Annotated in this window: 11 protein-coding genes; 2 read left to right on the top strand and 9 right to left on the bottom strand. The window is 33.2% G+C overall.

What is annotated here, in order from left to right:
- Nucleotides 1-3: 3 nt before the first annotated feature.
- The 3 genes from B5V89_RS17380 to B5V89_RS17370 all read right to left on the bottom strand — a co-directional run bounded on the left by B5V89_RS17380 (nt 4) and on the right by B5V89_RS17370 (nt 4,604).
- Nucleotides 4-3,138 (bottom strand): AAA family ATPase, encoded by a 3,135-nt coding sequence (locus B5V89_RS17380; RefSeq protein WP_108073235.1) that lies wholly within the window; start codon nt 3,136-3,138, stop codon nt 4-6.
- Nucleotides 3,135-4,280, bottom strand: coding sequence for an exonuclease SbcCD subunit D (locus B5V89_RS17375; RefSeq protein WP_108073234.1), 1,146 nt, complete (start codon nt 4,278-4,280; stop codon nt 3,135-3,137). The genes B5V89_RS17380 and B5V89_RS17375 overlap by 4 nt, the downstream gene beginning before the upstream one ends.
- A 144-nt stretch (nt 4,281-4,424) precedes the next feature.
- On the bottom strand, nt 4,425-4,604 hold the full coding sequence (locus B5V89_RS17370; RefSeq protein ID WP_066233367.1) for a hypothetical protein: 180 nt from the start codon (nt 4,602-4,604) through the stop codon (nt 4,425-4,427).
- 218 nt (nt 4,605-4,822) lie between these two features.
- Here B5V89_RS17370 and B5V89_RS17365 point away from each other — a divergent pair, with 218 nt between their 5' ends.
- Entirely contained in the window at nt 4,823-5,251 is a 429-nt protein-coding gene (locus B5V89_RS17365) for a DUF2621 domain-containing protein (protein ID WP_108073233.1), read from the top strand.
- 168 nt (nt 5,252-5,419) lie between these two features.
- Here the strand turns inward: B5V89_RS17365 and B5V89_RS17360 are convergent, their stop codons facing one another.
- The 3 genes from B5V89_RS17360 to B5V89_RS17350 all read right to left on the bottom strand — a co-directional run bounded on the left by B5V89_RS17360 (nt 5,420) and on the right by B5V89_RS17350 (nt 7,290).
- Nucleotides 5,420-5,908: a CcdC family protein gene (locus B5V89_RS17360; protein WP_066233361.1), complete on the bottom strand. Its 489-nt coding sequence runs from the start codon at nt 5,906-5,908 to the stop codon at nt 5,420-5,422.
- Nucleotides 5,909-6,086: 178 nt separating this feature from the next.
- Entirely contained in the window at nt 6,087-6,446 is a 360-nt protein-coding gene (locus B5V89_RS17355; protein ID WP_066233358.1) for a response regulator, read from the bottom strand.
- A gap of 130 nt (nt 6,447-6,576) precedes the next feature.
- On the bottom strand, nt 6,577-7,290 hold the full coding sequence (locus tag B5V89_RS17350; RefSeq protein ID WP_108073231.1) for a cytochrome c biogenesis CcdA family protein: 714 nt from the start codon (nt 7,288-7,290) through the stop codon (nt 6,577-6,579).
- A 233-nt stretch (nt 7,291-7,523) separates the two neighbouring features.
- On the opposite strand from B5V89_RS17350, the gene B5V89_RS17345 reads away from it, so the two are divergent.
- A complete protein-coding gene (locus B5V89_RS17345) occupies nt 7,524-7,700 on the top strand; it encodes an aspartyl-phosphate phosphatase Spo0E family protein (protein WP_084347743.1) in 177 nt (58 codons plus the stop codon).
- 81 nt (nt 7,701-7,781) lie between these two features.
- Here the strand turns inward: B5V89_RS17345 and B5V89_RS17340 are convergent, their stop codons facing one another.
- The 3 genes from B5V89_RS17340 to B5V89_RS17330 form a co-directional block, all read right to left on the bottom strand.
- On the bottom strand, nt 7,782-9,575 hold the full coding sequence (locus B5V89_RS17340; protein ID WP_066233354.1) for an ABC transporter ATP-binding protein: 1,794 nt from the start codon (nt 9,573-9,575) through the stop codon (nt 7,782-7,784).
- 3 nt (nt 9,576-9,578) lie between these two features.
- The gene (locus B5V89_RS17335; protein ID WP_108073229.1) at nt 9,579-11,330 is read right to left on the bottom strand and encodes an ABC transporter transmembrane domain-containing protein; all 1,752 of its coding nucleotides are present in this window, start codon (nt 11,328-11,330) and stop codon (nt 9,579-9,581) included.
- A 394-nt stretch (nt 11,331-11,724) separates the two neighbouring features.
- A complete protein-coding gene (locus B5V89_RS17330) occupies nt 11,725-12,312 on the bottom strand; it encodes a hypothetical protein (RefSeq protein ID WP_108073228.1) in 588 nt (195 codons plus the stop codon).
- Between the last annotated feature and the right edge of the window lie 199 nt (nt 12,313-12,511).

The raw sequence follows: 12,511 nt of genomic DNA, 5'->3' as shown, positions 1-12,511 counted from the left end.
TATTTAATTTAGAAAATGAAATTCTGTTTTACTACCATTTTGACTAGAGTAAACTTCAAGTCGCGCATCAATGCGTTCCTTTAATTCAGGAACATGCGAAATAATTCCTACCAATCTACCACTATTTTGTATATCCATTAATGATTCAATCGCTTGGTCTAATGATTCCGGATCAAGAGTTCCAAACCCTTCGTCTATAAACATCGTTTCAAGTGAAACACCGCCGGAATGTTGTTGGACAACATCGGCAAGTCCTAATGCAAGTGCTAAAGATGCCTTAAAGCTCTCCCCGCCAGATAACGTCTTCACATGGCGTTCCTGCCCGGTATATTGATCGAAAATCAATAACTCTAAACCGCTTTGGACATTCCCCTTTGATCGATCTGTTTTTCTAAGTAAGTGATAACGTCCACTTGTCATTCTTGTTAACCGTGTATTAGCAACTTGTAATATATCATCTAAAAATGCAGCAAGGACATATCTTTCAAATGTGATTCGATACGTGTTTTGGCCTTTTGAGATATCGGATAGATGACCAATTACCTTGTATTTTTCTTCAGACTCTTTAATTGTATGATTAATCTTTGCAACCTTTCTCGCTATTTCCTCATTATGATGGATTTTCATCAATACAGTTGAATGGGTGGAAGATAAGTCCTGCAAATCGTTTTCTAATTCGATAAATTGTTGCTTTAACTGATCGATTTGCGGCTTTTCAACATTTTTGAGAAGCTCTTCTATTTCTTGATAACGATCTGAAACGGAGCGAAACTCTTCTCGATAATTTTGAACCTGTTGTTCTAGTTGTTTGATTGTTTCTCTCTCTCTTTTTGCCTGTGAAAATTGTTGGTATCCGCTAAATCCCTCTTCACTTAACATATTGATGAACTTTTTTCTTTCTTCTTTTAATGTTCCTTCTGACTTTGTTAATAAGTCTAATAGTTTCTCATTGGAAGCTCGATTTCCTGAAAGCTGTTCTTTTAACTGTTGAACGTATAGTTTTGCATTTTCAAAATCTTGTTCCAATTGTTGTTTTTGCTTTGTTAAACTTTTAACTTTCTTTTCATATACATCTATTGTTTGAATTTCATTTGGAATATTTTTCAATGAGCTTTGAATAGATGTATTTAACTCTGTATAACGCTTAGCAATTTCTCTTTCGTTTTCTAAGTATGATTCTTCATTGTTTCTTTCCTGTTTCCGTTTACCTTCCAGATGTTCAATATCTTTTTCGATTTGATTAAATTGTGAGATTTTCATTTTTTGCTCGTTAATTAACTGATTTTTCTCGACAAGTTTTTCTTCGTATAGCCTTAACGTTTGTTCCACATTTTCAAGTGATAGTTCTGGAATGATAACTGTCATCTCTTCTTTTTGTTCTTCGATAGAGACATTCAAGTGTGTAAGGTTCGATTTAATTTCAAACCAGTTTGTTTCTATCTTTCTGTATTCACTCTCTAATTTTTCTACTTCTGATTTAGCACTTTTCAAATCTTTTTCGGTGGGAATCTCATCATGTATAATAGATCGATTTGGATGATGGGTAGATCCACAAACCGGGCAAGGGTCACCTTCTACTAATGTTTGCGCCAATAAGCTTGCTTGACCTATCTGCCATTTACGTTCTAAAGTGGAAAGGGTGTTTTTAGCATCTTCAATCCTTACCTTTGCATGTTCATACAACTTTCCTTTTTCTTCTAAATCACGTTTTGTTTTGGCTTCTTTTTGCATAAGATCAGCGATTTTTCGTAATTTTTGTATAATGTTTGTTAATTGATCTAATTCCTTTTCATTTTTCAATGAAAGCAATTTCAGTTCATCTACCCATTTTTGTTCATTTCTCTTCTCGTTTATATTCTTTTCAATTTGTTCAATTTGTTTTTTAGTTTGTTCAATTTTTAACTCAATGATTTTATACTCTTTTCCAAGAGTTTGAAGCTCTTTTTTACGATTTGCTAATGAGTAAACTTCGTCCTTTAAATTCGTTACTTTAACTAATTCATCTGCGATTCGATTACGCAAATCTGATTTTTCTTCCTCTTGTTTTAATCTAATTTCAGCTTGTTCTAATAATGATACTATCCGTTCTAGCTGATTCTTTGAATGTTGAAAATCCGCTTTATATGTATCATATTCCTTTTTAATTCGATGACAAAGTTGATCTTGCTGTTCTAATCTAGAGGCTTTATATGCCTGCTCAATTTCAACTTTCATTTGATCATAATAATCTTTTTTAGACTCCAAAAAATCTTTTTCTTTTTTGAGACGGTCGCGATTAGCAAATTGTTTTAAAAGAGTTTCCGCTTCATCGACTTTTTTCTTGGACTCATCGCGCTCTAACTTTTTTTGTTCCATTTTCACTTGGAGTTCCACGGCCATTTGCTGCATTTTCTTGATTTCGGCCGTTAACATTGGAATTATTTTCACGTCATTAATGATGTCTTCTTCAATTTCCGACTGCAAGTCTTCATTTTCAATTTGATAAATTGATTTCAATGCCATGGATCGTTCTTCTATCTTCGCTTCAACATATTTTTTTAATGTCGCAGCTTCTTCCTTTAATTGTTCTTCAATTCGTTTATACAACTCTGTATGAAAAAGTCTTTGTAAAATCTGTTCTTTATCCTTACTTTCAGAGGTTAATAATTTTCGGAACTCTCCTTGCGGGATCATGAGGATTTGACGAAACTGATTGGCATCCAATTGAATAATCTCTTTAATTTTTTCATCTGTATCACGTACATTCGCCGCTAAAATTTGCTTATCTCCAGTCTCGTTAAGCAAATAAAGTTCTGCCTTAGCACCTACGGTTGTAAAGCCATCACCACGGCTTTTTCGCTTTTCTTGCTGCGGGGAACGCCATATAAAGTAGGTTTTATTTCTTAATGAAAATTGCAATGAAACTTCCGTAGGCAGCTCATCTTTCGCAAATTGGCTACGAAGCTCATTACCATTACGGTCCTCACCACTTGCTTTCCCATAAATAGCGAAACTGATGCCATCAAAAATGGTCGTTTTTCCAGAGCCCGTCTTTCCGGAAATAACAAACATTGTTCGATTGCCTAGCTCTGTAAAATCAATCACTTCTTTTTCCGCATAGGGGCCGAATGCTTGCATCATTAATTTTAATGGCTTCATAGATTACGAGACTCCCCTTTCACCCGATCAATGATACTTATCATCAAATCTCTTTTTTCTTGACTAAATTCTGATGTCGTCATTTCTTTATAAAACTCTTCAAATAACCTAAGTTCCGATTTCGATTGTCTTTTTACGGTATTAATAGATAGTTTTTCTTTTACATCGATTTGATCGATCTTTTTCTCTAAATGCAGTACATTCGGATACACTTGTCTTAGTTTGTTAATTGGATCTAATATAGCTCCTTCATCATGAAGTACTACTTTGAGGTAATCATCTATCTTTTGATTTTGATAAAAAGAAGGATCTAATAGCTCTTCAAGATATCCCGAAATTTCTCTCATATCTTGTCGGGGTGTTAGTATTCTCTCCTCTATTTCTAGTTTACCGTTAGGATCAATTGTGACGATTGATACAGATTTCCTTTGTTTCGCTTCTGAAAAAGAATACTTTAATAAGGAGCCGGAATATTTAATCGTATCATGTTTAATCGCATGCGGGCTGTGCAAATGTCCTAAGGCGGTATATGTAAATGGCCTAAAACAATCGGCAGGAACACTTCCTGTGCCACCAACAGATAAAATTCGTTCAGAATCACTTGTCGAACCACCGGCGACAAATGCGTGTCCAATTAAAACATTGGGTTCATTTGGGTTCATTGTCTTTTCTATTTGTCCAACTATTGATTTCATTGCATCTTCATGCGAATGGATAGATGAATCATCTAATAATTGACGGACAATACCCGGTTCTGCGTATGGAACGAGATAAAAATTAACTCCATTTAAATAGATTGGCTTAATTTCCTTTAACAACTTACCTTGCATATAAAAATGACTTTGACGATACCATGTTGAACCGAAAGATAGTCTTTCCGCACTATCATGATTACCGGAAATCGCCAAAATCGGAGTTTTTAATTCTACATTAATTTTAAATAATATCTCATCTAATAGATTTATAGCATCTGTAGGCGGCACGGAACGGTCATATAAATCTCCTGCAATAATCACTGCATCCGGCTTTTCTTCTTCGACTAATTTAACAAATTGTTCAAGTACTATCCGCTGTTCGTCTGTCATATATATTCCATGTACAAGCTTTCCTAAATGCCAGTCAGCTGTATGAATAAATTTCATTCAAATCACCTCAGGTGCTTTTTATATTCTTCTTATTATATCAAAATGAAGCATTTTAATAGAAGGGAAATTGAATGAAGGAATTATGTCATAGGATCAAAAAAGCAAAACCCTGCATAAAAAAGCAGAGTATTACTTATTGTATCATTTATTAAATCCTTTGGATTTAACATGTATTTTATTGAGAAGAGTTATATATTCAGCAAACATTTTACTGTTACACGGCTCATTTTGCATGATTCCTAAAATGATTTGTGCTTCGGCTTGAAGCATTTGATAACTTTTACAGTGATCGATTCGTTTTTGGAAATCTAATTGATCCATTCAATCACCCTCCGACCCACGAAAATGGATTTATGTTAGAATATGAAAATCTCACAATAAATTCATAGGTAAAAAGACCTATTGAACGAATAAAATTTTCTCCTTGAACTATTTTATTTAATTTTCCTATAATCATTCCTTGTATTTTACTTGTGATAACATTTCCAAATTGTCTATAATAGAAAATGATATGCTTTAAATAGATTGAGGTGAAGCACATGCTAAATGGCTGGTTTTTATGGTTTATTTTGTTTTGGGTAGTCATATTAATTAGTTTATTTGCAATCGGCGGTTTCTTTATGTTTCGAAAGTTTTTAAAGAGGCTTCCAAAAGAAGATGGGAAATCGATTTTAGATTGGGAAGAACATTACGTAAATCAAACGCGTAATCTTTGGACTCCTGATCAAAAGGAGTTATTAGAGGAATTAGTGAGTCCGGTTCCCGAATTATTTAGAGATGTGGCAAGACAGAAAATCGCTGGAAAAATTGGTGAAGTTGCGCTCGAAGAGAACGCAAAACAAATAAATCGCGAGCATGTAATTAGAGGATATATATTAGCAACACCAAAGCGAGATCATAAGTTTTTAAGAAAAAAACTACGTCAAATGGAAATAGATGAAACACCTTATGAACATTTGTTCCAATAGGAAAGAAAATCGCCGCTTTTTTAGCGGTTTATTTTTTTATACAAGAAATGGAGGAAAATCTGTTATTACTGAACTAGAGAATTCTAAAGAATAAATTATAAATTTACATAAAAAAGCGAAACGAATGCGTTTCACTTTTTAAACTTATATTAAATTAGACGTTCAATTTCATATCCCTTTAATCTGCACATCATTATTAAGTGTGCCGAGCAATCTACGATATTGAATATACATCGCTAGTCGCCAAGGAACAATCATTCCAAATGCTAATAAATAAAACATTCCGCTAAGTTGCCCAACGTTTATTTCGGCACTCAATATAAGCTTTGCTACTAGCCTTATTAAAAGAAGGCCGATTAGGATAAATCCGAACGCTTTTGATCTTTTTAAATATATATCATTTTCTCGAATTTCAAATCTAGACGTTTTTACTAAAACGATTGAAAATAGCATTCCTACCAAAACCGCTTCGACAATTTCGGATAACGTAACTCGAAAAAATGGTTCAACAAACATTAGCATACCCGTACTCATAAAGATAGGAGGTAAAATTATTTTCTTTGCTGATGCTGGTTTATGTGATGCTTTCATCCGGACAAATATAACAAAAAGTCCCATGCACAAGGCAAAAATAGATGAAACAATTATTTCGAGCATATATGATCAACCTCTTTTACTTTGATGTTTATATAAGCTTGTAAATGCCTTATCTATTATAACGGATTTCTCCCAAAAACGAAATCAAATAAAAGAAGGTTATCTCACTAAATATGATTCATTCATATAAAAGACACCTTCGTTTACCTACTTAATCAACAGGAATATTTAAATAACTTTATTTTAGAACACGATCGATTGCTTCGTTCACACGAATTTCATTGAATGGCTTAACGATATAATCCTTTGCTCCCGCATCAATTGCATTCATAACCATTTTTTGCTGTCCCATTGAGGAACAAATAATGATTTTTGCCTCCGGAAACTCTTGTATGATTTGCCTTACAGCTTCAATACCAGTCATCTCGGGCATAGTAATATCCATTGTGACTATTTCAGGCTGTAGTAAGCGATACATTTCAACCGCTTCCCGGCCATTCTCAGCTTCACCAATTACCTCATGATCAGCTAATTCTAACATTTTCTGTAAGGTTACTCTCATAAATTTAGCATCATCAACTACTAATACTTTAGCCAAAGATGTTTCCCCCTCATCTTATATGTAATTAACTAACAGAACGATAATTAATTGCATATATAATAAATATAGCAAATATTTTTAATACGGTGCAAACCATAAACATACAATTTTCCGTTCAAAAAGAATATTAGAATCCCTTAAATCCTCCAAAAAAAGCGGACATATAGCCGGTAAGCATTGTCATCCAATCAAAAAATAAGAAGATTCCCATTACAATCATAATATAACCACCTATTTTAACAATTCTATTACTATTTCTACGAATCCATTTAAGCTTTCCAATAAAGAAAGAAAGAATAAAAAATGGTACTGCAAAACCGATGATATAGGCGATCATATAAGGCAGTGCAGAATTGGGATTATTTAAACCAAGATTAATTACAGCCCCTAATATTGGGCCTGTACAAGGTGTCCATCCTGCAGCAAAAGCAAGTCCAATTAAAATTGATCCAAAATAACCAGCCGGTCTATTTTTAAATTGAAAACGATGTTCTTTCATCAAAAAATCCGGTTTTAAAAATCCAACAATTATAAATCCAAAAATTACAATGATAATTGCACCAATTTGTCTAAGTAAATCTTGATAATCCTTAAACAAACTACCAATTAACGAAGTACCAAAACCAAGTCCAATAAAAACTATTGAAAATCCAAGAATAAAACATAAAGTATGTAAAAGACTTCGCCTCTGTAACATAGCATTTTCATTTTTTAATTCATTCACTGACATGCCAGTTATATAGGATACAAACGCTGGATAAAGCGGTAAACAACATGGAGATATAAAACTTAAAAATCCCGCACCTAGCGCTAGAAATATATTTAAATCTACTTCAGTCATGCTAAACAACTCCTGATACGTTTTTCTTCATTTTACCAAAGTTCCCTATTATATATGACTGGATATTGTGTGAAGTTTTTGTGTACAATAATATTTATGTATATTTTCTGTCATAAACTATCAAAGATAAACGAAATTATTTAATTTTTTATGGAAATAAAGAGAAAAACTTTTGAAAAAGTGTAAAAGATTGGGTATACTTAGATTAAATAAAGTACGAAAGGAAATCAACCGTGAAAAATGATCATCTTTCAAAACAAATTGAAAAAAAACGGGCTGATTTAATAGAAGTAGTTAGGAAGGAAGGGCTTTCATCTTCATTAGCCATTCAATATAGTCAAGAATTAGATCGTTTGTTAAATCAATATCTTCATCTAAGTATGCAAAATAAATCTGCAATTTCTCCATGATCCATATAAATATATTATAGAATGTGAAAAAGATAAAGTAAAAAAACGAGTACCACTCGTTTTTTTTACTATTTAGTTATTTCAAGAAGTAATTGGATGGATCGATTCTTTTATACCATTTTGCAATAAATACATTTTATGGTATAAACCATTTAAGGCAATAAGCTCCTGATGATTTCCGCGTTCAACTATTTCCCCTTGATGCAAAACTAATATTAAATCTGCATCTTGAATAGTAGATAAGCGATGTGCGATAGCAATTGTTGTGCGACCTTTTCTCATATGATTTAATGCATCTTGAATAGCTTCTTCTGTTTCCGTATCAATATTTGCAGTCGCTTCGTCTAATATTAATATTTTCGGATCTGTTGCAATTGTTCGAGCAAACGCGATCAATTGACGCTGCCCGCTCGACAAGGTTGATCCTCTCTCAACAACTTTATGGTGGTAACCACCTTCAAGCTCGGATATAAATGTATGTGCTTGCACAAATTTTGCAGCTTCTTGAATTTTTTGATCGGTTAAACTTGGATTATGAAGCCGAATGTTATCTTGTATTGTTCCGTAAAACAAAAAAGGATCCTGTAACACTAAACCTAATTTTGCGCGCAATTCTTCAAGAGGATATTTTTTAATCGATATACCATCTATTAAAATATCTCCTCTCGTGAATTCATAGAATCTCATCATTAAATTAATCGTTGAACTTTTTCCACTACCTGTATGACCTACTAAAGCAATCGTTTGACCCGGCAGCACTTTAAAGGAGATATTCTTTAAAACCTCTCTTTTGCCATCATATGAAAAGCTTACATTTCTAAATTCAACCTCACCCATTTCAATTTTTAAATCATTCCCACTCTCTTGACTAGGTGCGGTTTCCTTTTCATCAATTATTTTGAATATCCTTGTTGCGGCAACGATAGCTTGTTGAAACATCGATAAGCGAAACATCATTTGATTTACCGGTTCAAAAAATCGATCTAAATAATTGACAAATGCATACAAAACACCAATTTCTATTGGATGTTGAAAGGAAGAAATACCGAAATAGCTTAAAACAATGATTAATGCAAATACATAGATGAGATCAATTACCGGACGTAGTAGGAGTCCATCAATCTTAATATTTTTCATCCCGGCTTTAAAATGCTTTTCATTGATACTAGCGAATTCTTTTCGAAACCGTGCTTCCTGCCGAAACAATTGGATAATTGACATTCCTTGCAAAGATTCATTTAGCTTTGCATTTAATTGACTAAGACGCTCTCTTAAATCTTGATAAAAGACAGAACTATATTTGCGGTATAGTCCCATGATAAAAATTAATATAGGCAGTATACATAAGCAAAAAACGGCAAGTTTTACATTTAACGCAAACATCGCGATAAAGATCCCTATAATTAAAAAGACTCCTTGAATAAAAGTAACCATGACATTTACAAACATATCATTAATCGCTTCCGTATCGTTTGTTACCCTCGATACAATACTTCCTGCGGGTGTTCGATCAAAGTATCTCATTCCTAAATTTTGGACCTTTGTAAACACGTCAATCCGCAATTGCTGAATGATTTTTACGGCAATTTCCTGAAACTTAAATAGCTGATAATACTGTATAATCGCTTTAAATACTTGAATTAAAATATATACAACCGCTAAATTTACAAGTGCTTGATATGGAAAATGTCTAGGTGTTAAATAATCATCAATAAACACCTTTACGATAATCGGACCATAAATATCACCAATTGTTGCTAGTAACAATAGAAAAAAGGCGAAGAACATCATTTTCAAATGAGGTTTCGTATATGCCATCAAGCGAATTAGTATCATCCTTTGTTCTTTAGCCGTCATCGTCATATTTTTATCCATTATTTACTTTCCCCCAAGTTCTACAAGCTCTTCAAGCTGCTGACTGACAAACATCGCTTTATACCAACCATCATTTTCCATTAATACATCATGTGTTCCACTTTCAATTATTTTCCCATTTTCAAGTACTATAATTTTATTCGCATGTTTAATCGCACTTAGTCTATGGGCTGTAATAATCGTGGTTTTTCCCGAACGTTCTTCCTTTAACGATTTTAAAATCGCCTCTTCCGTTTTGGCATCAACTGCCGACAATGAATCATCGAGAATGAGCACTTCCGGATCTTTTAACAACGCTCTGGCAATGGAAATTCTTTGTTTTTGTCCCCCAGATAAAGAAACACCTTTTTCTCCTACTATTGTTTCATACCCATCTGTAAACTGAAGAATGTCATCATGGATATGGGCGATTTTCGCCGCCTTCTCGATAAAAGTTTGGTCAATTAGTGGATCACTAAAAGCAATATTCTCTTTTACAGTTGAAGAAAACAAGAAATGATCTTGCGGAACATAACCAATTGATTCTCTTAATCTGTCAATCCGGTATTCATAAATCCTATTATTTCCAAACAATATTGTTCCATTTATCCCTTCAAATTCTCTCAGTAAAAGTTTGATTAAAGTTGTTTTTCCAGCGCCCGTTTTTCCTACTATCCCAAGTGTTTCCCCTTGTTTCAACTGAAAGTGGATGTCTTCTAACACTGGCTTCGTTTCATTCGGATAGTGAAATGACTTTACTTTATATTCGATTGAACCTGTTGGGATAGTATTTATTGCATTTGGACGATCAAGAATTTCTTTAGGCTCTGACAATAAGTTACTTACTCGTTCATAGGAGGCTCTCCCCCGCTCCAAAATATTAAAGAGACTGCCAAACGCAAGCATCGGCCAAATGAGTAAACCAAGATAGGTAGTAAAAGAGATTAACTGTCCAATCGTTAATTCATTTGAAATGACATATTTTGCTCCAAATACAATAGATAAAAAGAATGATAAACCAATTACGATAGATATGGTCGGGTCAAAAAGGGAATCAATTTTCGCAACAGCTACATTTTTTTTGACTACATCAGCGGATTGAGCTCGGAAAGACTCTATATCCTCCTTTTCCTGACCAAATGTTTTAATCACTTTTATTCCATTTATACTTTCCTGTGTTTTATCATTTAACGATGAAAAGGCTTCTTGCGCTTTATGAAACTTTTTATGGAGCAATGATCCATAATAATTCGTTAATATTGCCATAAACGGCATTGGTATTAATGCGATTAGTGTTAATTTCCAACTAATCGTTGCCGCCATAGCAATAACTACAAAACCACCCGTCAAAAGTGAATCAACAAATGTTAACACTCCTGAACCCGCCGTCCCTTGGATTGCCTGCAAATCATTTGTTGCATGAGCCATTAAATCACCAACACGTTTTTGCTGATAAAATGAAGATGACATATTCGTAAAATAGCTAAATAAACGATTTCGTAAAATCCGTGCTAATTTCAAAGAAGAACCGAAAATCATAATCCGCCAATAATATCTCAAAACATACATAGCTAATGCTGTCACAATCAAAACGATAATCCATTTTATTAGCGTGCCTTTAGTTAATTCATTCTCTTTAATTAAATCAACGATATACCCCACGATTTTGGGTGGAATAAGGTGCAGCACTGCCACAACTGCTAAAATCAGTATTCCCGATATGTATGCTTTCTTTTCCTGCTTAAAAAACCACATTAAATCAATGAAAACCCTCATTTTATCCCCCATCTGTCCGTCAAAAAATTGTAAACTTTATTTAAGATATTTCATTAATCAAAATAAAAAACCCTTTCTAATATTACCAAATTTTCCGATAACAAAGAAGAGACATTTTCCAAAAAAAATAAAGCTATAAGATGATAGTTATCATAAAGGCTGTCCCTTTTCTAACATCATTTATAGCTCTATCCTATTACTTCATTTGTTGTTTATTCATCGCATTCATCATTTGATTGATTTTCTTTTGAGATGGTTGGTCGATTTTTAAATCAAAATATTGATATATAAACTTTTCTAATTAATATTTGACCGTTCTTTTCAGTTAAGAAAAATGTACCAAATTTAATAGAGTTTGTCTACTATTTCTGTTAGAAAAATTTCAAAATGTTGGTTAAACTCTCTCACAGGTCAAAATCAACAATCCTTTTTTAGTCCTATCTTGATTTCTAACTTTCCAATTTAAATCCATTAAACTAAAAGTATTATTTACTGTAAACTTTCCCCTATTAACTTCATTATCCTGTGCAATTACAATAATTTGATTCTCCGCAACTAATAATTGACTACCTGCTATACTAAAAGTTTTATTTTCTACAATTGAAGGAATAAATATAGGATCACCTACAATTGTAATTGGGATTGGATCACCGTATCTATCTAAAATTAACTCACCATTTTCATCCCTCATGAAATCCTCAATTACTTCTCCCGGCATTTCAATCACATAATTACAATGTCTAATCTTGGCTTTATATTTACTGTGACGTTTAGTTATGCTTTCAGTTAATGATAGATACTTCTCATCATCTAATGTAACTAAGTCGCCCATATGGACAATATCAAGTGTATGTATAAATCTTTCTTCATTCTCTGTTAAAGGTGGAGTTGTAACAATTGCTTGACGTTCTGTATCATTAACTAAGATAGTTTGACTAGCCATATCAAAAACAGATTGAATATCTATTTCAAATAAATTCATTTATCGTCCCTCCTAATCACCAAACAACATGAAAAAGTTAGATTCATTTGCTATTTGGTCACGGATTAACCCCCGAATTTTGGACAGTATTTCTCTTAATCTCACTTTATCTTAAAACTACATTCTTTTTCGTTTCCTTTTGTCCTTTTGAGATCATAGCCATTGCTTCCATTCCTTCAAGGGTAAAGGCTACGCCCGA

It is taken from the genome of Heyndrickxia sporothermodurans (assembly GCF_003055045.1).
Lineage (GTDB): Bacteria > Bacillota > Bacilli > Bacillales > Bacillaceae_C > Heyndrickxia > Heyndrickxia sporothermodurans.
Note: the sequence above shows the minus strand (reverse complement) of the source record. Positions and strands in the feature narration are given on the sequence as shown.

Bases quoted from the DNA above. Each gene is read 5' to 3' on its own strand.
- B5V89_RS17330 (WP_108073228.1), bottom strand. From the start codon at position 12,312: ATGAATTTATTTGAAATAGATATTCAATCTGTTTTTGATATGGCTAGT.
- B5V89_RS17365 (WP_108073233.1), top strand. From the start codon at position 4,823: ATGCTAAATGGCTGGTTTTTATGGTTTATTTTGTTTTGGGTAGTCATA.
- B5V89_RS17335 (WP_108073229.1), bottom strand. From the start codon at position 11,330: ATGAGGGTTTTCATTGATTTAATGTGGTTTTTTAAGCAGGAAAAGAAA.
- B5V89_RS17360 (WP_066233361.1), bottom strand. From the start codon at position 5,908: ATGCTCGAAATAATTGTTTCATCTATTTTTGCCTTGTGCATGGGACTT.
- B5V89_RS17350 (WP_108073231.1), bottom strand. From the start codon at position 7,290: ATGACTGAAGTAGATTTAAATATATTTCTAGCGCTAGGTGCGGGATTT.
- B5V89_RS17380 (WP_108073235.1), bottom strand. From the start codon at position 3,138: ATGAAGCCATTAAAATTAATGATGCAAGCATTCGGCCCCTATGCGGAA.
- B5V89_RS17340 (WP_066233354.1), bottom strand. From the start codon at position 9,575: ATGGATAAAAATATGACGATGACGGCTAAAGAACAAAGGATGATACTA.
- B5V89_RS17375 (WP_108073234.1), bottom strand. From the start codon at position 4,280: ATGAAATTTATTCATACAGCTGACTGGCATTTAGGAAAGCTTGTACAT.
- B5V89_RS17370 (WP_066233367.1), bottom strand. From the start codon at position 4,604: ATGGATCAATTAGATTTCCAAAAACGAATCGATCACTGTAAAAGTTAT.